A 19920-nucleotide genomic window follows, 5' to 3' on the forward strand; every position below is an offset into this window, starting at 1 on the left:
TCCCGGCGAGCCGCGCTTGGTTTGGGCCGCCGACCAGTCGGCCACCGCCCGCCGTACCGCCGCGTCGGTCGCATCGGGCGGGGCCGCGGGCGCCGGGTCCGTACAGCCGGCCAGCGCCGGCAGCGGGCACAGCGCGAGCGCGAGGAGGCGTACGGCGGTGCGTCGGCGGACCGGGGTCATCCGCCGATCGTACGCACGGCCGGACTCAGGGCCGGGTCACGGAGGAGACCGGCATCATCCCGACGGGGTCGTACCGCACCCGCGCGCCCGGGTACGGGGCGTGCACCACCTGGCCGTTGCCCACGTACATGCCGACGTGGCTGGCGTCGGAGCGGTACGTCACCAGGTCCCCGGGCTGCGCCTGCGACAGCGGGACCTGCCGGCCCGCGTACCGCTGGGCCTGCGAGGTGCGCGGCAGGGAGACGCCCGCCTGGCGGTACGACCACACCATCAGCCCGGAGCAGTCGAAGCCGGAGGGGCCGGTGGAGCCCCACACGTACGGCTTCCCGACGGCGGCCCGGGCGGCCATCACGGCGGCCATGGCGCGGCCCGAGGCACGGCCGCCGCCGGCGGGCAGGTCGGGCAGGCCGTCGGCGTGGCCCCGGCCGCCGGAGCGGGAGGCGCGCTCGAAGTCGGCCCGCTCCTCGGAGGGCATCTCGTTGAGGAGCCGGCGGGCGGCGGCGAGCTTCGCCGTGACGGAGCGCTTCTGGGTGGCCACCTCGGTGCGCAGCGCCTCCAGTTCGGCGAGCTTGCGGGAGGCGTCCTGGCGCTGCTGCCCGATCCGCCGCTGCTCCTCGCGGAGTTCGGCCAGCTGCTGGGCCCGGCGGCCGCTGAGCCGGCCCAGGACGGCGGCCTTGTCGAGGTAGGCGGCGGGGTCGTCGGAGAGCATCAGCTCGACGGTGGGGTCCAGGCCGCCGGAGCGGTACTGGGCGCCGGCGAAGGTTCCGAGGACCCCGCGCATGGTGTTGATGCGGTCCTGGCCGCGGGCCACGGCGTCCTGGGCCCGGCTGACCTGGGCGCGCAGGGCGTCGGCCTTCTCGCCGGCCTCGTTGTACCGCTCGGTGGCCTGCTCGGCCTCCTCGAAGAGCCGGTCGACCTGGGCGCGGGCGCTTCCGGCGGGTTCCTGGGGGAGGCCCGGGGAGGCGAGCGCGGGTGCGCCCGTGATGGCCACGGCGGCGCCGGCCGCGGCGGCGGTGAAGGCGGTGACCTTGGTGTTCCGGTCGAGGCCGCTGAGCCCGGACCGGCGGTGGGACGCCATGGGGAACCGCTCCCTTCCGCTGCGCGGGGCCCGGGTCCGCCCCCCGTGGACGGCCGTGTGCCGGGTTCCGCGCTGGCAGACAGTAGCCGTGCGGCCACGCACCGGCCAACGACCGCCGGGGGGCGGACATGACCGCGCCCCGCCTCAGACGCAGGTCATGGGCGGGGCGCGAGGTCAGGGCGGGTCCGCGCAATTCGCCCGGATGGGCGGTGTACGGCACGTCCGGGGCGGAGGGTCAGATGCGGACGCCGAACTGGAACGGCATGTTGTCCATCGACTCGTACTTGACGCCGCCGCGCGGGTTGGAGGCGTGCAGGGTCAGGTTGTTGCCGGCGTACAGGCCGACGTGGTGCAGGTCGTCGTAGAAGAAGACGAGGTCGCCGGGCTGGAGCTGGCTGCGGCCGATGCGCGTGCCGTCGTTCGCCTGGGTGTAGGTGGTGCGGCTGATGCCGACGCCGGCCTGGCCGTAGGCCCACTGGGTCAGCCCGGAGCAGTCGTAGGCGCTGGGCCCGGTGGCGCCCATGACGTACGCGCTGCCCAGCTTGGTCTTCGCGGCCGCCAGGGCGGCCCCGGCGCGGCCGGAGGCCTTCACCGCGGGGGCGGCCTTCTGCCCGGCCGCGCTCTGCCTGGCCTCCTCCTCCTTGAGCCGGCCGCGGTCCTGGGAGCTGAGGGTGTTCAGGAGGGCCTGGGCCTCGGCGAGCTTGTCCTGGGCGGCCTTCTTCTTCTCGCCGAGCTCCTTGCGGGTGGCGTCGAGGTCGGCGAGCTTGCTCGCGGCCTCCTGGCGCTGCTGGGCGAGGGCGCGCTGCTTGGCCTGGATCCTGGCGACCGCCTCCAACTGCCGGCCGCTCAACTGCTGGAGGGTGGAGGCCTTGTCGAGGTAGTTCTCGGGGTCGCCGGAGAGCAGGAGCGCGACGGAGGGGTCGAGGCCGCCGCCGCGGTACTGGGCGGTGGCCAGCGAACCGAGGGTGTTGCGCAGGTCGTTGAGCTCGTCCTGGTCGCGGGCCACGGCGTCCTGGAGCCGCGCGATCTCCTTCTCCAGTTCCGCCTGGTGCTCGCGGGCGCCGTTGGACTTCTCGGTGGCCTGCTCGGCCTCCTCGTAGAGGGCGTCGACCTTGCTCTTGACCTCGTCCTTGTCGGGTCCGGCGGGGGCGGCCACGGCGGACTGCGCGGAGAGGGCGACCGCCGCGGCGGCGGTGGCGGTGAGCACGGTCACGCGCGTGCGGGCCGGCTGCTTGGGTCGACGGTGGGACGCCACGGGGGCGGGCTCCTTCTCCTCAGGGGCCCGCACCCGAACGGGTGCGCTACCGCACGAAGGTTTGAGCGGACCCTAGCGAGCTGCCCTTGATCACTTCAAACCCCCTGCGGAAAAAATCCCGACGCCGTTCCGCTTCCTTCACAGAAGCCCCACGCTGCGTACCGAGGAGCTGACGGTACGTCTTCCGCTTGCGTTACGAAACGCGCGAAAGCCGCTTGAGCAGCAATGCGGACGTCACGGGCCGGGCGCCCGCCTTCGCCACCCCGTCGGCCACCTCGCGGTCGGTGGAGACCACCACCACCGGACGGCCGGGCGGCTCGGCCCGCACCAGCTGGCGGATCAACTCGTCCGCCGTCACACCGGCCTTGGAGAACAGCACCCGCACCCCGCGCGGCGGCGCGAGCAGCACCGGGGCCGCCAGCTCCGCACCGTCGAAGACGCACGTCATCTCGGCACCCGTCTGCGCGGCCAGCATCGACAGTCCGCCCAGCAGCCGCAGCCGCTGCTTCTCCAGCGGCATCGTCGGATAGCCGGTCTTCGTCACGTTGTAGCCGTCGACCACCAGATGCGCCTGAGGCAGCGCCAGCAGCTGGTCCAGCAGCGCCGGATCGGTCTCCGACAGGGCGCGCGCCGCGATGTCCTTCGGGGTCATCCGGCCCGGCTCCACCGCGTCCACGGTGTCGGCCGGCCGCGTCGAGACCGGCGGCAGCGCCAGCTCGCGGCGCAGCCCGGCCGCCGCGTCCAGCACGGTGTCCAGCAGCAGCCGCAGCCGCATGTCCTCGGTGCTGCGGCCCTCCCGGGTGGCCCGGCGCGAGGTCTCCAGCGCCGACTCCACCTCCGCGAGGCGGGACTTCAGGCGCCGGGACTCGCTCTCGGCGGCGGCCACCTGCGCCGCCGCCTCACCGCGGATCCCGTCGATCTCGCCACCCAGCTTGCGCAGGGCCGCCTCGCCCCGCTTGACGTCGCTGAGGGCGCTGCGCAGCTTGCGCTGAAGCGATTCCGCTTCCTTGCGGGCGGCCTCCAGCTCGGCCCGCACCTGCTCGCCGCCGGAGCGCTGGGCCTCCTTCAGCTGGGCCAGCTCCTCGCGCAGCCGCTCCAGCTCCCGCCGGGTCTCGTCGCCGACCCGCTCGGCGTCGGCGCGCTGCGCCTCCTCACCGGCGGACGCCACCAGCTTGACCCAGCCGGCCGGGCGCAGCACGTACGCGGCGGCCGCCACGTCCAGCGGGTCCGCCGCGGCGGGCGGGGCACCCGACTCCAGGGCCCCGGTCAGCTCCGGCTGCGCCTCGCGCAGCTTCTCCGCGATCCGGCTGCGGAAGACCCCGTCGGTCTCCACGGCCGCGGCCATGGCGTTGCCCGCGAACTTGGCGCGCCGGGTCGGGGTGAAGCGGGCGTACTGGCGCAGCTGCGCCGGGAGGTCCCCGACCGTCAGACCGCCGAAGGCGTCCGAGACGATCGTGACGACCCGGCGCCGCACGCCTTCCGGCAGCGGGCGGTCGAGGACCTCCGCGGCGTCGCCGGCCGCGTCGGCCTGCGTCGCGCCGCTTGCTGGCTCCACAATCCGTCACCCCTACCGTGTGATCTACTGTGGGCCCGGCTCCGTCAGGAGTCGGTGCCCGGCCTGTCCACGAGCTCGATCTGGTCCACCGCGTTGCACCAGCGGCAGCGGACCGACTCGATGGTCTCACTGACCACCTCGCGCTCCTCGACCTTGGGCTCCCCGGCGAGATCGAGGTGGACGTACTCCACGACCTTCGACGATCGGGTGACATCGAACCGCGTGAGGTTGCCGCACAGGGTGCAGCGCCACCGGGTGGTGTCGGTCGGCAGGGGAACCGTCATCAGGCCGCTCTCTCCTTCGTAGCTCATTCAATTAAAGCCCTACGCCGCGGTCGGCGGACCGCAGCACGTAACCCTACGGCCTGGCACCACCCTCAGGTGGGTCCGCCTGCGTCATGCTCTGTCTCATGATCGTAAAGTGGCGGACCCTGTGCGATGCCGCGCGGGGGCCCGTGGTCACGTACGCGCTGATCGCCGCCTGCTGCGCGGTGTTCTTCCTCGGCCCGGCTTCTGGCCTGAACCCGGCCTACGGGACGGGCGATCTGCTGATGGAGACGGGGACGGCGTACTTCCGGCACTGGGGCGTCGTCCCGGACGAGCTGTTCTCCGGGGCCGGGCGCCCGCTCCTGACCCCGCTGACGGCGCTCTTCGTCCACGGCAGCTGGCTGCACCTGCTCGGGAACATGCTGTTCCTCTACGTCTTCGGCGCGATGACGGAGGAGCGGATGGGCCGGGCGCCGTTCCTCCTCTTCTACGTCTGCACGGGTTACCTCGCGCTGGCGGCCTACGCGGCGGCCAACGCGTCCTCGGACCAGACCCTGGTGGGGGCGTCGGGTGCGATCTCGGCGGCGCTGGGGGCCTTCCTGTGCCTCTTCCCGCGGGCGCGGGTGACCAGCCTGTTCCCGTTCCTGCTCTTCCTGCCCCTGCGCTTCCCGGCGTGGATCGTGCTGCTGTTCTGGTTCGGCCTCCAGTGGCTGGCGGCGCAGCGCGCGGGGAGCGGTCCGGGGGTGGCCTACCTGGCCCACGTGGTGGGGTTCTCGCTGGGCTTCTGCTACGCGTGGGCCCGCTATCGCCGTACGACTAGAGTGAGGCGACCAGTGACTGCCGGCGAGGGAGACAGCCAACCGTGATCACCGCGATCGTGCTCATCAAGACCAGCGTGGACCGGATCCCCGAGATCGCCGAGTCCATCGCGCAGCTGGACAGCGTCAGCGAGGTCTACTCCGTCACCGGTACGTACGACCTGATCGCGCTGGTCCGCGTCGCCCGCCACGAGAACCTCGCGGACATCATCCCGGGCCGCATCAGCAAGATCCCGGGCGTCGAGGCCACCGACACGCACGTCGCGTTCCGCACGTACTCGCAGCACGACCTCGAAGCCGCCTTCGCCATCGGCCTGGACGCGTAGCCCTCTGGGGGCTCCGCCCCCAGACCCCCGCGCCTCAAACGCCGGCGAGGCTGGACGTTGCCGGCGCAGCGACATTCCAGCCCGCGCGGCGTTTGAGCGCAACGGGGTCAGGGGCAGCGCCCCTGGGAACGGTGGAAGGGCGGGTAGGGGACCGCTCCGCGCAGCGGTGTCCACTCCCCGCTTCCGGCATCACACCGCCGGAACGCAGCGGCCCTCTTCCGTGCGGTACTGCCACTTCGCGCCGTCCTCGACCAGCTCCCGAACCGCGCGGACGAACCGCTCCACGTGCTCGTCCGGCGTACCGGCCCCGAAGCTGACCCGGATCGCGTTCAGCGACCGCTCCCCCGGCGCCGCCTCCGGCGCCCCGCACTCGCCCTGGGCCTGCGGCTCGCTGCCGAGCAGGGTGCGGACCAGCGGGTGGGCGCAGAACAGCCCGTCCCGCACCCCGATCCCGTACTCGGCGGACAGCGCGGCCGCGAAGTGCGAGCTGTTCCAGCCGTCGACCACGAACGAGATGACGCCGACGCGCGGGGCGTCGTCCCCGAACAGGGACAGCACCCGCACCGCCGGGACCTCCGCCAGGCCCTCGCGGACCTTCGCGATGAGGTGCTCCTCCCGGGCGACGAGGTTCTCGAAGCCGGCCTCGCGCAGCGCGCGGCAGGCGGAGGCGATGGAGTAGACGCCGATCACGTTCGGGGAGCCGGCCTCGTGGCGGGCGGCGGTGGTGTGCCACTCGACGTCGACGCCCCCGTCCTCACGGCGGGCCACCTTGCGGGAGGCGCCGCCGCCCGCGAGGTACGGCTCCGCCTCCTGGAGCCAGTCGGCGCGGCCGGCGAGCACGCCCGAGCCGAAGGGCGCGTACAGCTTGTGCCCCGAGAAGGCGACCCAGTCCACGTCCAGCTCCCGTACGGAGACGGGGTGGTGGGGGGCCAGCTGGGCGGCGTCCAGCACGATCCGCGCGCCGTGGGCGTGCGCGGCGGCGGCGAGCTCCTTCACCGGCCACAGCTCACCGGTGACGTTGGACGCGCCGGTGACGCACACCAGCGCCGGGCCGTACGGCTCGCGGTCGGCGAGGGCCCGCTCCAGGGTGGCGACGGCCTCGCCGGGGGTGCGGGGGGCGTTGAGGTAGGTGACGCGGGCGTCGCCCCAGGGCAGCAGCGAGGCGTGGTGCTCGGTCTCGAAGACGAACACCTGGCAGTCGGCCGGGAGCGCGGCGGCGAGCAGGTTGAGGGAGTCGGTGGTGGACCGGGTGAAGACGACCTGGTCGGCGGGGCGGCAGTCGAGGAACTCGGCGACCGTGGCGCGGCTCTGCTCGAACAGGTCGGTGGACAGCTGGGAGAGGTAGCCGGCGCCGCGGTGGACGCTGCCGTAGTACGGGGCGTACGCGGCGACGTCGTCCCAGACCCGCTGGAGCGCGGGGGCGCTGGCCGCGTAGTCCAGGGCCGCGTAGGTGACCTCGCCGCCGGTGACCAGGGGGACGGTGACGTCCCGGCCGAGCACCGGGAGCGGCCCGTCACAGGCGGGGACCTCGGCGGCGGTGGCGCAGGCGGTGGCGGCGGCGTTCAGGGATGCGGACATGGCGGTATCTCCCGGCAGGCAGGGCTGAATGGCTTCGGTGTGCCCGTACGCGGGTACGGCGGCGCGCGGCGACGGCGGCCGTCAGGGGGTACGGGAAGGTCCTCGGACTGATCGGGGGTACGCGGAAGGGACCCTGATCCGAGGGTTGAAGAAGGGGCGGATTCGCCCTATCGCATTCGCTTGCTCACGGAAAACGCTCCTCGAGAGACCAGGACCCCTGGTGTCGAGGGATCCGCGCTTGCCGTAGGCCTTGCTGCCTACGACCTGGTCATCACCCGGGGCACCCCGCCACGGAAGGAGGGTTGCCGGACAGCAAGCCGGGGCCTAAACGCTGTCACTCGTGACCTTGGAGAGCATCCTGCCACAAGATCCCGCGCGCGCAAGACCCCGGTCCACATCGTGGACCGGGGCCGTGTGCGGAGGGACCGCTCGCGATCAGGAGTTGGTGGCCGCCACCCAGCGGTCCAGCACCGCACGCGCGGACCCGGAGTCGATGGACTGCGCCGCGCGGGCCATGGCGGCCGCGAGCTGCTCCTCCAGCGTGCCCGTGCCGGGGTCCAGCGCCACCAGGGCGCTCGCCGAGTTCAGCAGGACCGCGTCGCGCACCGGGCCCGTCTCCCCCGCCAGCAGGCGGCGGGCCACGTCCGCGTTGTACGACGGGTCGCCGCCGCGCAGGGCCGAGATGTCGACCGTGCCGATGCCGACGTCGCGCGGGTCGAAGGCGTGCTCGGTGACCTCGCCGTCGCGGACCCACCACACCCGGGAGGTCCCGGTGGTGGTCAGCTCGTCCAGGCCGTCGTCCCCGCGGAACACCAGCGCGGAGGTGCCCCGCTCGGCGAGCACCCCGGCCATGATCGGGGCCAGCCGCGGGTCCGCCACGCCGACCGCCTGCGCCTTGACGCGGGCGGGGTTGGTGAGCGGGCCGAGGCCGTTGAACGCGGTGCGCACCCCGAGGTCGCGGCGGGCCGAGGCGGCGTACCGCAGGGCCGGGTGGAAGACCACCGCGGCGCAGAAGGTGATGCCGGCCTCCTCGGCCACCTGCGCCACCCGCTCCGGGGTGAGCGCCAGGTTGACGCCGAGCTTCTCCAGGACGTCGGAGGAGCCGCTGGCGGAGGACGCCGCCCGGTTGCCGTGCTTGACGATCTTGGCGCCGGCGCCGGCGGCCACGATGGCGGACATGGTCGAGATGTTGACCGTCTTGGCGCCGTCGCCGCCCGTGCCGACGATGTCCACGGTCCGCCCGGGCACCTCGATCAGGTTGGCGTGGGCGTACATCGTGCGGACCAGCCCCGTGTACTCGGCCACCGTCTCGCCCTTGGCCCGGAGGGCGACGGCGAAGCCCGCGATCTGCGCGTCCGTGGCCTCGCCCCGCATGATGCGCTCCATCGCCCAGGCGGTGTCCTCGGCGGCGAGGTCCTGACGGGTGAGCAGCGCTTCCAGGATGCCCGGCCAGCCGCGGGCCGCCACGCTGTCGCCGCCTGCCGGGGTCGCAACGTTCATGGTCAGCTCCTGCTGCTCGTCGGGGTCGTGCGTCCGATGGAAAGGATCTCAGCCTATCCAGCCCGGGAGACGGCAAAGAGCCCCGTCCAGTCACTGGACGGGGCTCTCGCCGTGGCGACACCAGGACCGGCCGGGGCCGGTCCCTCAAGCGGTCGTGCCGGAGATCAGTGGTGGCCGTGGCCGGACTGGATCTCCTTGTACTCCTCCACCGTGGGCTTCGGAATCTGGTTGTTCTCCGCGTAGAAGCCCTTGCTGAGCTTCGCCCGCAGCTTCTCGCCGCGCGTCACCTTGCGCTCGACACCGTTCTCGTCGACCGTCGGGCCGATCTCGACCGGCTTGTACTGCTCGTGCGCGGTGAGCGTGTGCAGCTTGCCCTGCGGCAGCGGCTCGTGGACCTCGACGAACTCACCGTGCGGCAGGCGCTTGATGATGCCGGTCTCGCGACCGTGCAGCACCTTGTCGTGGTCACGGCGCTGGAGGCCGAGGCAGATCCGCTTGGTGGCGATGAACGCCAGGACCGGGACGACGAAGAAGCCGATCCGGACGAACCACGTGATCGAGTTGATCGACAGGTGGAAGTACTGGGCGAACATGTCGTTGCCGCCGCCGATGAGGAGCACGATGTACTCCGCGATCCAGGCGACACCGAAGGCCGTGCGGGTCGGGACGTTGCGCGGGCGGTCCAGGATGTGGTGCTCGCGCTTGTCGCCGGTGACCCAGGACTCGATGAACGGCCAGACGGCGATGGCGCCGAGGACCAGCGGGAAGAGCAGCAGCGGGATGAACACGCCCAGGACGAGCGTGTGGCCCCACAGGTTGATCTCCCAGCCCGGCATGGCTCGGATGAGGCCTTCCGGCATACCCATGTACCAGTCGGGCTGCGCACCGGTGGACACGTGGTCCGGGCGGTACGGGCCGAGCGCCCAGATCGGGTTGATCGAGGCGAGCGCCGCGATGGCCGCGATGACACCGAAGACCAGGAAGAAGAAGCCTCCGGCCTTGGCCATGTAGACCGGCAGCAGCGGCATGCCGACGACGTTGTTGTTCGTCTTGCCGGGGCCGGCGAACTGGGTGTGCTTGTGGAAGAACACCAGGATCAGGTGCGCGACCAGCAGGCCCATCATGATGCCGGGCAGCAGCAGGATGTGCACCGAGTAGAAGCGCGCGACGAAGTCGCCGCCCGGGAACTCCCCGCCGAAGAGGAACATCGACAGGTAGGTGCCGACGACCGGGACGGACAGGATGGCGCCCTGCATGAAGCGGACACCGGTACCCGAGAGCAGGTCGTCCGGCAGCGAGTAACCGGTGAAGCCGGTGAACATGCCGAGGACCAGCAGCAGGAAGCCGAAGATCCAGTTGACCTCACGCGGCTTGCGGAACGCGCCGGTGAAGAAGACGCGCATCATGTGCACGACCATGGCCGCGACGAAGATCAGCGCCGCCCAGTGGTGGATCTGGCGGATCAGCAGGCCGCCGCGGACGTCGAAGCTGATGTCCAGGGTCGAGGCGAAGGCCTCGGACATCATGACGCCCTGCATCGGCACGTACGAGCCGTGGTACACGACCTCGTTCATGCTCGGGTGGAAGAACAGCGTCAGGTACACACCCGTGAGGATGATGATGATGAAGCTGTAGAGGCAGATCTCACCCAGCATGAAGGACCAGTGGTCCGGGAAGATCTTGCGCATGTTGGCCTTGGCGAGGCCGTAGATGCCCAGGCGGCCGTCCGCCCAGTCGGCTACGCGCTCGCCGCGCGACGCGTTGCGCGCCGGGCCGGCCGAGGTGTTCGTGGAGGTGCTCATCCGCGCTCCCAGAATGCAGGACCGACGGGCTCTTCGAAGTCGCCGTGCGCCTCGAGGAAGCCTTCGTCATTCACGCCGATCCGCAGCTGCGGAAGCGCGTGACCGGCCGGGCCGAAGATGACGCGGGCGCCGTCGGAGAGGTCGAAGGTGGACTGGTGGCACGGGCAGAGCACGTGGTGCGTCTGCTGCTCGTACAGGCTGATCGGGCAGCCGACGTGGGTGCAGATCTTGGAGAAGGCCACGATCCCGTCGTGGGACCACTCCAGCTCCCGCTTGTCCTTGATGTCGTCCGGCTTGATGCGGACGATCATCAGGGCGGCCTTGGCGATCTGCGTCTGGAAGTCGTGCTGGTCCTCCTCCAGGCCTTCCGGCATGGCGAAGGTCAGCGAGCCGACCAGAACGTCCTCGGGACGCAGCGGCTCCATCGTGTTCTGGTTGATGAGCAGCTTGCCCTTGGACCACAGGGTCTTGCGCAGCTTGTCCTCGGGCAGCGGGCCCAGGTCGCGCAGGATCACGACGGCGGAGAGCGGCAGCAGGGCCAGCGCGCCGAGCATCGTGTTGCGGAGCAGCGGGCGGCGGGCGATGCCGGACTCGTTCGCACCGTCGGCGAAGTCCTGCATGACCTTCGCCTTGACCTCCGGGGAGGCCGCGATCTCGTGGCGCTCGTCGGCGACCTCGACGTCGGACATCAGCGTGCGGGCCCAGTGGACCGCGCCGGCGCCGATGCAGAACAGGGCCGTGCCGAGCGTCAGACCCAGCGCGAAGTTCAGCGCGCTGACCTTCCCGACGGGGAAGATGAAAACGATCTTGTCGACCGGGATGGACACGAAGGAGGCGATGAAGCCGATCGTGGCCAGCATCGACAGCGTGAACAGCATCGCGACCGTGCGCTCGGACCGCTTGGCGGCCCGCTCGTCGATGTCCTGGATGCGCGGCTTGTGGACCGGGAGGCCGGGGTCCGCGAACGGGTCGTCCGCGACCGCTACGGCACCGTGGTGCGCGTCGCCCTGCTCGCTCGGCAGGTGCTTGTCTTCGGGAATGTCTTGGCTACTCATGACTTCTTGGCCTTAGCGGTGTGGGCCGCGACCCAGACGGCAACAGCGATCAGCGCACCCAGACCGAAGATCCAGCCGAACAGACCCTCGGAGACGGGACCGAGGCCGCCGAGCTTGAGGCCACCGGGGCTGGTGGACTTCTCGCCGTTGACGTTCTCGAGGTACGCGATGATGTCCTTCTTCTGCTTCTCCGGCATGGTGCTGTCCGGGAAGGAGGGCATGTTCTGCGGGCCGGTCAGCATGGCCTCGTAGATGTGCTTCGGCGAGACGTCCTCAAGGTTGGGGGCGTACTTGCCGTTGGTCAGCGCGCCACCCTCGCCGGTGAAGTTGTGGCACTGCGCGCAGTTGTTGCGGAACAGCTCGCCACCAGCGGCGATGTCGGCACCGGCCGGGTCGTACTGCTTCTCGGTCGGCGTGATCGGGCCGGCACCGAGGGACGCGATGTACGCCGCGAGCTGGTCGATCTGGGGCTGGGTGTAGATGTTCGGCTTCTTCGGCACCTGGGCGCCGGGCTGCTGGGCGGGCATGCGGCCCGTGCTCACCTGGAAGTCGACGGCCGCGGAGCCGACGCCGACCAGGCTGGGGCCGTCAGTGGAACCCTGACCGCCGGTTCCGTGGCAGCTTGCGCAGCCCACGGCGTAGAGCTTCTTGCCCTCCTCGATGGCGAGGGACTGGGCGGTTTCATCGGCCTGCGCCTTGCCCGCGGGCGCGAAGGCGGCGTACAGCCCCCCCGTGACCGCCAGCGCGAAGAGTAGAACGACGACCGCCGCCAGCGGATGGCGTCGTCGTGCGGAGAGCTTTTTCACGGATTACCCCGGTGTCAGGATCTTCTGCGTCGGTGTTTCTGGACGGTGTGCCGAGCGGTACCCGGCGACGTGATCGCTACTTGATCAGGTAGATCGTCGCGAAGAGGCCGATCCAGACGACATCGACGAAGTGCCAGTAGTAGGACACGACGATGGCCGACGTGGCCTGTTCGTGGGTGAACCTCTTGGCCGCGTACGTCCGGCCGAGGACCAGCAGGAAGGCGATGAGACCGCCCGTCACGTGCAGACCGTGGAAGCCGGTGGTCAGGTAGAACACCGTGCCGTACGGGCCGGACGAGAGGGACATGCCCTCGTGCTTGACCAGCTCGGTGTACTCGAACACCTGGCCGCCAATGAAGATCGCACCCATGACGAACGTGATGATGAACCACGTCCGGAGCTTCTTCACGTCACCGCGCTCCGCGGCGAACACGCCGAGCTGGCAGGTGAGGGAGGAGAGCACCAGGATCGTGGTGTTCGTCGCCGAGAAGGGCAGATTCAAGGCCTCGGCCTGCTCTGTCCAGTACTCGGCACCCGTCACGGATCGCAGGGTGAAGTACATCGCGAAGAGGGCCGCGAAGAACATCAGCTCGGAACTCAACCAGATGATGGTTCCGACGCTGACGAGGTTCGGCCGATTGACCGTCGGGTGCGCGTGCCCGGTATCTACTGTCGTTGCTGTCGCCACGACCGACATTATGTCGGTCGCTTATCCCGCCCTCACCCCGGGGGGTGCCGTTCGGAGTGTCAGGGGGGTGTGCAAGGCCCGAACGGCCCATCAGGAGACCGCTCGCGAGGCTTGCGGAACCGATGTTGACAGCGGGTCGGACGGAGTAGCATCCCGCGCATCATCAGCGTGATTCACGGCCGGGTGGAGGACGAAATGCGGGCGACTGCGCGGGTTCTGGTCTACAGCGACGACGCGGGCACCCGGGAGCAGGTGCGGCTGGCCTCCGGGCGCAGGCCCGCCGCGGACCTGCCGCCGGTGGAGTTCCTGGAGTGCGCCACGCTTCCAGCGGTCCTCAAGGAGCTGGACGCGGGCGGCATCGACCTGTGCGTGCTGGACGGCGAGGCGGTTCCGGCCGGGGGCATGGGTGTGTGCCGGCAGATCAAGGACGAGATCTTCCGGTGCCCCCCGGTGCTGCTGCTGATGGGGCGGCCCCAGGACGCGTGGCTGGCCACGTGGAGCCGGGCGGACGCGGCTGTCACCCTTCCGGTGGACCCGGTCGACTTCCCCGACACCCTGGCGGGGCTGCTGCGGTCGCGGCTGTCGTCGGCCGCCTGAGGCTGCTGGGGCGCCCGGGGCGCTCGATCGCGTACGCGGGGCCCGCGGCCGGGCCTTTCGGCCGGGACGCGGGCCCGTACGGCCTCCTGCGGGGCTTTCAGACGGTCGGGCGCAGTCGCGCCTGGTCGACGGGGCTGCGGCCTTCCTGGGTGCCCTTGAGGAGGGCGCTGCCCTCGCGCCACTCCTTCCACTCCATGTTCCAGTCGCCGAAGCCGTTGCCGAAGGTGTCCATGTCGTCGCCGATGCTGTTGATCACCTTGACGATGTCGCCCTCGGTGATGTTCTCGTAGAACCAGGCGGCGTTGCCGGTGCTCATGCCGGTGCAGCCGTGGCTGACGTTCTCGTAGCCCTGGGAGCCGACCGACCACGGCGCGGCGTGCACGTACTCGCCGCTCCAGGTCACGCGGGTGGCGTAGTAGACGGGCAGGTTGTAGTACTCGCTGCCGCCGATGCCGACGGTGTCGCCGCGCATCTGGACGAAGTACTGCTTGCCGAGCACCACCTTGACCCCGTTGCGGGTGGAGAAGCCGGGCTTGCCGGTGGTCACCGGGATGGTGTTGATCACTTCGCCGTTGCGCTCGAAGGTGAGGTAGTGCGAGGCGGCGTCGGTGGTGACCTCGACGCGGTCGCCGATCTCCAGCTTCAGGGGCTTGGACGCGGCCCCGTGGAGTTCGTCGGAGACCTTGATGCCCTCCAGGTTGCTCCGTACGGAGACGGTGGTGTGGGCGGGCCAGTAGTCCTTCGGGCGGTAGTGCAGGTTCTTGTCGTCCACCCAGTGCCAGGCGCCCTGGACGCCGGCGGGCGCGTCGACGACCAGGGCCCGTTCGACGATGGCGCGGGCTGCCTTGTCCTTGACGGGCTCGTTGAGTTCGGCCGTGAGGGGCTGTCCGACGCCGTACTTGCCCTCGTCCGGGCCGAATTCGACCTGGAGGACCTTCTTGGCCGGGGTGGTCTCGAAGGTCAGCGTGCGCTGTCCTGGGGCGCCGCGCTGGTCCTCCGTGCTGACGAGGACGGTGTAGCGCACGCCCGCGGCCAGGGGGACGGTGCTGTGCCAGCGGTCGCCCTTGGCCGAGAGTTCGCCCGCCAGGCGGCGGCCGTGGGTGTCGACGGCCATCACGTCGGTGATCCGCGCCTCGGCTCCCTTGGCGGTGACCTCCAGCGGCTTGTCCGGGTCGGTGGCCCGGCCGCCGGGGGGCTGGTTGAAGACGATCTGGTCGCCCGCGTCGTACGGGCGGGCGGACAGCGGGTTGTTGTCGCCGGACCCGCATGCGGTGGCGCCGGCCCCGAGGGACGCGACCAGCAGGGAGCAGCTGAGTACCGTCCAAAGACGCGGTGAGTGGTTCATGGGCCCAACGCTATGAAGATATGACAAATCCAGCGCGCGGGGTGACTGCAAACGAGGGGCCCGGACTCCTCCGAAAAGGTGTCCGGGCCCCTCTGTAGTGCTCGTACTGCTCGTACCGCTCGTACCGCTACCGCTTACTGGTTCTGGTTCTCACCGCGGTAGTACTCGTACACCCAGCCCCACAGGCCGATCAGGATGATCGGGGCCGAGAAGTACATGAGCCACCAGCCGAAGACGACGCCCATGAACGCGAGCGCGCCACCGATGCCCAGCGAGAGCGGCTGCCAGCTGTGCGGGGCGAAGAACCCCAGTTCGCCGGCCTCGTCCGCGACGTCGGCCTCCAGGTTGTCCTGGGCCATCTCGTCCACGCGCTTGGCCGTGAAGGCCAGGTAGTAGCCGATCATGGCGCTCAGGCCGAAGGCCAGCGCGAGAGCGGTGGTTCCGACCGGCTCCTTCGACCAGACGCCGTAGACGACGGTCATGATCAGGATGAAGACGGCGAGCCAGAGGAACATCTTGCCCTGGATCTTCACTTGCCGGCCTCCTTGCCACCGGTGACGGCCTTCGCCGGGGCGTGGTCCTCGAGGTGGTCGAGGGCCGCGATCTCCGGGTGGTGCAGGTCGAACGCCGGCGACTCGCTGCGGATGCGCGGCAGGGTGAGGAAGTTGTGCCGCGGCGGCGGGCAGGAGGTCGCCCACTCGAGCGAACGGCCGTAGCCCCACGGGTCGTCGACCTCGATCTTCTTGCCGTACTTGGCCGTCTTCCAGACGTTGTACATGAACGGCAGGAAGGACAGGCCGAGCACGAACGAGCTGATGGTCGAGATCGTGTTCAGCGCCGTGAAGCCGTCGGCCGCGAGGTAGTCCGCGTAACGGCGCGGCATGCCCTCGGCGCCCAGCCAGTGCTGGACCAGGAAGGTGCCGTGGAAGCCGATGAACAGCGTCCAGAAGGTGATCTTGCCGAGGCGCTCGTCCAGCATCTTGCCCGTGAACTTCGGCCACCAGAAGTGGAAGCCGGCGAACATCGCGAAGACCACGGTGCCGAAGACGACGTAGTGGAAGTGCGCGACGACGAAGTACGAGTCGGAGACGTGGAAGTCCATCGGGGGCGAGGCCAGGATGACGCCGGTCAGACCACCGAAGGTGAAGGTGACCAGGAAGCCGATCGTCCAGAGCATCGGGGTCTCGAAGGACAGCGAGCCCTTCCACATGGTGCCGATCCAGTTGAAGAACTTCACACCGGTCGGGACCGCGATCAGGAAGGTCATGAAGGAGAAGAACGGCAGCAGCACACCGCCGGTGACGTACATGTGGTGGGCCCACACGGTCACCGAGAGACCGGCGATCGCGATCGTCGCGGCGATCAGACCGATGTAGCCGAACATCGGCTTGCGCGAGAAGACCGGGATGATCTCGGAGACGATTCCGAAGAACGGCAGCGCGATGATGTACACCTCTGGGTGTCCGAAGAACCAGAAGAGGTGTTGCCACAGCAACGCGCCGCCGTTGGCGGCGTCGAAGACGTGCGCACCGAACTTGCGGTCGGCCTCCAGCGCGAAGAGCGCGGCGGCCAGGACCGGGAAGGCGAGCAGGACCAGGACACCGGTCAGCAGCACGTTCCAGGTGAAGATCGGCATGCGGAACATCGTCATGCCGGGGGCGCGCATGCAGATGATCGTGGTGATGAAGTTGACCGAGCCGAGGATCGTACCGAAGCCGGAGAAGGCCAGACCCATGATCCACATGTCGGCGCCGATGCCCGGCGAGCGGACGGCGTCCGACAGCGGGGAGTAGGCGAACCAGCCGAAGTCGGCGGCACCCGAGGGGGTGACGAAGCCGGCCACCGCGATGGTCGAGCCGAAGAGGTACAGCCAGTAGGCGAACATGTTCAGCCGCGGGAACGCCACGTCGGGCGCGCCGATCTGCAGCGGCATGATCCAGTTCGCGAAGCCGGCGAACAGGGGGGTCGCGAACATCAGCAGCATGATCGTGCCATGCATGGTGAACGCCTGGTTGAACTGCTCGTTCGACATGATCTGCGTGCCCGGACGGGCCAGCTCGGCGCGCATGAAGAGCGCCAGGAGACCGCCGATCAGGAAGAACACGAACGACGTGACCAGGTACATCGTGCCGATGGTCTTGTGGTCGGTGGTGGTGAGCCACTTCACGACCACGTTGCCCGGCTGCTTGCGCCGCACCGGCAGCTCGTTCTCGTACGAGTCAGCTGCGGCGGCACCCTGGGATTCGTTGAGGATGCTCACAGTTTGTTCGTCTCCGCATTCCGGGCGGGGTCAGTCTGCTTGATGCCGGCCGGCAGGAAGCCGGTCTGACCCTTCTCCGCCAGCTCCTTCAGGTGCGCCCGGTACTTCTCCGGGGAGACGACCTTCACGTTGAAGAGCATGCGGGAGTGGTCGACACCGCAGAGCTCGGCACACTTGCCCATGAAGGTGCCTTCCTGGGTCGGGGTGACCTCGAAGACATTGGTGTGACCGGGGATCACGTCCTGCTTGAACAGGAAGGGCACCACCCAGAACGAGTGGATGACGTCGTTCGACGACAGGATGAAGCGGACCTTCTCGCCCTTGGGCAGGTAGAGGGTCGGCCCCGGGTTGTCGGTCTGGGGGTTCCGGTTGCCCGGGACGCCCTTCTCGTAGACGCCCTCGGCGCCCGCCGGGAAGTCCTTGATGAAGCGGTCCGGCAGGGAGGCGAGCTCCTTGGGGGTCTCGCCGGCCTTCGGAGTCGCGGCATCGCCGTCGACGTTCTCGACGTAGTTGAAGCCCCAGCTCCACTGGAAGCCGATCACGTTGATCGTGTGCGCCGGCTTGGCGGAGAGGGAGAGCAGCTTCGACTCATCACGCGCGGTGAAGTAGAAGAGCACCGAGACGATGATGAGCGGGACCACGGTGTACAGCGCCTCGATGGGCATGTTGTACCGGGTCTGCGCGGGGACCTCGATCTTCGTCCGGCTACGCCGGTGGAAGATGACGCTCCACATGATCAGGCCCCACACCAGGATGCCCGTGATGAGAGCGGCCGCCCAGGATCCCTGCCACAGGGAAAGGATGCGAGGCGCCTCCTCCGTGACGGGGGTGGGCATTCCGAGGCGGGGGAAGTCTTTCCAGGTGTACGAGCAACCAGTGGCGGTCGCCAGGACCACGCCCGCAGTCAGCGCCTGCAGCAGCTTCCGCCGCATCGGGCGCCGCGGCGAGCGGTCGGAGCCGTAGGGACTCACGTAGCGCCTTCCCGAGAGTCTCGGCCCGCGCGGCCGGCCGCGGCCGTGTTCGGGTCGGTCGCCGGCCCTGACGCAGGCAGGGGTTTGGATGTTTATGCGGACCAAACCCTACTGGACGCTATTTGGGGTCGCGCGGGGAGGGTGCCCAACGCGCCGCTACTGCCCCCGAAGGGATGGATCCGCCGTACGGGGGACGGGTCGAACGGCCCTGAACGCCGGGCTCCGGACGGCATCTGACGGTCCCTGAACCGGATGCCCGCGGGGCGGGCCCCGCCCCGGCTCCGGCCACCATCTACCGTGGCCGGATGCCGTACTTCGACACCGCGTCCGCCGCTCCCCTGCACCCCGTGGCCCGGCAGGCGCTCCAGGCCGCCCTGGACGAGGGCTGGGCGGACCCCGCCCGGCTGTACCGGGAGGGGCGGCGGGCCAGGCTGCTGCTCGACGCGGCGCGCGAGGCGGCGGCCGAGGCGGTGGGATGCCGCGCCGACGAGCTCGTGTTCACTCCTTCGGGGACGCACGCGGTTCACACGGGCATGGCGGGCGTGCTCGGGGGGCGCCGGCGCGTCGGCGGCCATCTGGTCGTATCGGCGGTGGAGCACAGCTCCGTACTCCATGCGGCGGACGCGCACGCGGCGGCCGGGGGGACGGTGACGGAGGTTCCGGTGGACCGGCTCGGCGCGGTCTCCGCCACCGGGTACGAAGCCGCGCTCGGCTCCACCACGGCTCTGGCGTGCCTCCAGTCAGCCAACCACGAGGTGGGCACGGTCCAGCCGGTGGCCGAGGTCGCCGAGGTCTGCGGGGCCGCCGGGGTGCCGCTGCTCGTGGACGCCGCCCAGTCGCTGGGGTGGGGCCAGGTGGAGGGCGCGTGGTCGGTCCTGGCGGCCAGCGCCCACAAGTGGGGCGGTCCGCCCGGGGTGGGCCTCCTCGCCGTCCGCAAGGGGGTCCGGTTCTCCGCCCAAGGCCCCGCCGACGAGCGGGAGTCGGGCCGCTCCCCCGGCTTCGCCAACCTGCCCGCCATCGTCGCGGCGGCGGCCTCGCTGCGGGCGGTGCGCGCCGAGGCGGACGCGGAAGCGGCCCGGCTGCGGATCCTGGTGGACCGGCTGCGGCGGCGGGTGGTCCGGCTGGTGCCCGACGTCGAGGTGGTCGGGGACGCCGACCGGCGCCTGCCCCACCTGGTCACGTTCTCCTGCCTCTACGTCGACGGCGAGACCCTGCTGCACGAGCTGGACCGGGCGGGGTACTCCGTCTCGTCCGGCTCCTCCTGCACCAGCTCCACGCTGACCCCCAGTCACGTGCTGCGGGCGATGGGGGTGCTGTCGGAGGGGAACGTACGGGTCTCCCTGCCGCCGGGCACCTCCGCCGACGAGGTCAACGGCTTCCTGGAGGTGCTGCCGGGCGCGGTGGCGGGCGTACGGGAGAAGCTCGGCGTCTCGGAGCCCGCCGCGGTGGCCCCGGTGGCCGACGCGGTGGAGGTCGACGCGCTGGGCCTGCGCTGCCCGCAGCCGGTGATCGAGCTGGCCCGGGCGATCGTCACGGTCCCGGTCGGCGGCACCGTCACGGTCGTCTCCGACGACGAGGTGGCCCGCCTGGACATCCCGGCGTGGTGCGCGATGCGGGGCCACACGTACCTGGGCGAAGCGCCGCGGGGGGCGGCGGTGGCGTACCGGGTCCGCCGCGAGGGCTGAGGGCCCCTTCTTGACGCCGCCCTTGCGGCGGGGCCGGTGGGCCGCTGCGCGGGGCGAGTTCCCCTACCCGCCCTTCGCCCGTTCCCCGGGCTGCGCCCGGACCCCTCCTGGGGGCTCCGCACCCCAGACCCCCGCGCCTCAAACGCCGGCGGGGC

At 70.6% G+C, this 19920-nt stretch carries 19 protein-coding genes and 1 riboswitch; of the genes, 4 read left to right on the forward strand and 15 right to left on the reverse strand.

Annotation, left to right across the window (positions count from 1 at the left end):
* From SSNG_RS41990 to SSNG_RS09865, 5 genes are all read right to left on the reverse strand, one after another.
* Positions 1-180, reverse strand: a 180-nt coding sequence (locus SSNG_RS41990; protein WP_206731286.1) for a hypothetical protein, incomplete at its 3' end; no start/stop codon positions are given.
* Between the two features lie 25 nt (positions 181-205).
* Positions 206-1258 carry a C40 family peptidase gene (locus SSNG_RS09850; RefSeq protein ID WP_007263673.1) on the reverse strand — a complete coding sequence of 351 codons (1053 nt, stop codon included), beginning with the start codon at positions 1256-1258 and terminating at the stop codon, positions 206-208.
* 235 nt (positions 1259-1493) lie between these two features.
* The gene (locus SSNG_RS09855) at positions 1494-2513 is read right to left on the reverse strand and encodes a C40 family peptidase (protein WP_042800817.1); all 1020 of its coding nucleotides are present in this window, start codon (positions 2511-2513) and stop codon (positions 1494-1496) included.
* A gap of 193 nt (positions 2514-2706) precedes the next feature.
* A complete protein-coding gene (locus tag SSNG_RS09860; RefSeq protein ID WP_042800818.1) occupies positions 2707-4071 on the reverse strand; it encodes an NYN domain-containing protein in 1365 nt (454 codons plus the stop codon).
* Positions 4072-4112: 41 nt separating this feature from the next.
* A complete protein-coding gene (locus SSNG_RS09865; protein ID WP_007263676.1) occupies positions 4113-4352 on the reverse strand; it encodes a hypothetical protein in 240 nt (79 codons plus the stop codon).
* 125 nt (positions 4353-4477) lie between these two features.
* On the opposite strand from SSNG_RS09865, the gene SSNG_RS09870 reads away from it, so the two are divergent.
* Entirely contained in the window at positions 4478-5200 is a 723-nt protein-coding gene (locus SSNG_RS09870) for a rhomboid family intramembrane serine protease (protein ID WP_042803211.1), read from the forward strand.
* A complete protein-coding gene (locus tag SSNG_RS09875) occupies positions 5197-5478 on the forward strand; it encodes an Lrp/AsnC ligand binding domain-containing protein (RefSeq protein WP_007263678.1) in 282 nt (93 codons plus the stop codon). Before SSNG_RS09870 ends, SSNG_RS09875 begins: the two co-directional genes overlap by 4 nt.
* Before the next feature lie 189 nt (positions 5479-5667).
* Here the strand turns inward: SSNG_RS09875 and SSNG_RS09880 are convergent, their stop codons facing one another.
* From SSNG_RS09880 to SSNG_RS09905, 6 genes are all read right to left on the reverse strand, one after another.
* Positions 5668-7056 (reverse strand): aminotransferase class V-fold PLP-dependent enzyme, encoded by a 1389-nt coding sequence (locus tag SSNG_RS09880; RefSeq protein WP_042800819.1) that lies wholly within the window; start codon positions 7054-7056, stop codon positions 5668-5670.
* A gap of 229 nt (positions 7057-7285) precedes the next feature.
* Positions 7286-7402, reverse strand: a riboswitch (SAM riboswitch).
* A gap of 89 nt (positions 7403-7491) precedes the next feature.
* Entirely contained in the window at positions 7492-8556 is a 1065-nt protein-coding gene (trpD, locus tag SSNG_RS09885; RefSeq protein ID WP_007263680.1) for an anthranilate phosphoribosyltransferase, read from the reverse strand.
* Between the two features lie 164 nt (positions 8557-8720).
* Positions 8721-10358: a cytochrome bc complex cytochrome b subunit gene (locus SSNG_RS09890; RefSeq protein WP_007263681.1), complete on the reverse strand. Its 1638-nt coding sequence runs from the start codon at positions 10356-10358 to the stop codon at positions 8721-8723.
* Entirely contained in the window at positions 10355-11413 is a 1059-nt protein-coding gene (locus tag SSNG_RS09895) for a Rieske 2Fe-2S domain-containing protein (protein WP_007263682.1), read from the reverse strand. The genes SSNG_RS09890 and SSNG_RS09895 overlap by 4 nt, the downstream gene beginning before the upstream one ends.
* Positions 11410-12219: a c-type cytochrome gene (locus tag SSNG_RS09900; protein ID WP_007263683.1), complete on the reverse strand. Its 810-nt coding sequence runs from the start codon at positions 12217-12219 to the stop codon at positions 11410-11412. Before SSNG_RS09900 ends, SSNG_RS09895 begins: the two co-directional genes overlap by 4 nt.
* Positions 12220-12295: 76 nt before the next feature.
* Positions 12296-12916, reverse strand: coding sequence for a heme-copper oxidase subunit III (locus tag SSNG_RS09905; protein WP_007263684.1), 621 nt, complete (start codon positions 12914-12916; stop codon positions 12296-12298).
* Between the two features lie 186 nt (positions 12917-13102).
* On the opposite strand from SSNG_RS09905, the gene SSNG_RS09910 reads away from it, so the two are divergent.
* Positions 13103-13504 carry a hypothetical protein gene (locus SSNG_RS09910; protein WP_007263685.1) on the forward strand — a complete coding sequence of 134 codons (402 nt, stop codon included), beginning with the start codon at positions 13103-13105 and terminating at the stop codon, positions 13502-13504.
* A gap of 97 nt (positions 13505-13601) precedes the next feature.
* Here the strand turns inward: SSNG_RS09910 and SSNG_RS09915 are convergent, their stop codons facing one another.
* The 4 genes from SSNG_RS09915 to coxB form a co-directional block, all read right to left on the reverse strand.
* Positions 13602-14849 (reverse strand): Ig-like domain-containing protein, encoded by a 1248-nt coding sequence (locus SSNG_RS09915; RefSeq protein WP_007263686.1) that lies wholly within the window; start codon positions 14847-14849, stop codon positions 13602-13604.
* Between the two features lie 134 nt (positions 14850-14983).
* Positions 14984-15382, reverse strand: a complete 399-nt coding sequence (locus tag SSNG_RS09920; protein ID WP_007263687.1) for a cytochrome c oxidase subunit 4 — start codon at positions 15380-15382, stop codon at positions 14984-14986.
* Positions 15379-17109 carry a cytochrome c oxidase subunit I gene (gene ctaD, locus SSNG_RS09925; RefSeq protein WP_007263688.1) on the reverse strand — a complete coding sequence of 577 codons (1731 nt, stop codon included), beginning with the start codon at positions 17107-17109 and terminating at the stop codon, positions 15379-15381. The genes SSNG_RS09920 and ctaD overlap by 4 nt, the downstream gene beginning before the upstream one ends.
* Positions 17106-18080 (reverse strand): cytochrome c oxidase subunit II, encoded by a 975-nt coding sequence (gene coxB / locus SSNG_RS09930; protein ID WP_007263689.1) that lies wholly within the window; start codon positions 18078-18080, stop codon positions 17106-17108. The genes ctaD and coxB overlap by 4 nt, the downstream gene beginning before the upstream one ends.
* 305 nt (positions 18081-18385) lie before the next feature.
* On the opposite strand from coxB, the gene SSNG_RS09935 reads away from it, so the two are divergent.
* Complete coding sequence (locus SSNG_RS09935) at positions 18386-19765, forward strand: cysteine desulfurase/sulfurtransferase TusA family protein (protein WP_007263690.1); 1380 nt, start codon at positions 18386-18388, stop codon at positions 19763-19765.
* Positions 19766-19920 lie beyond the last annotated feature (155 nt).

The sequence above is a fragment of the Streptomyces sp. C genome, assembly GCF_000158895.1.
GTDB classification, from domain to species: domain Bacteria; phylum Actinomycetota; class Actinomycetes; order Streptomycetales; family Streptomycetaceae; genus Streptomyces; species Streptomyces racemochromogenes.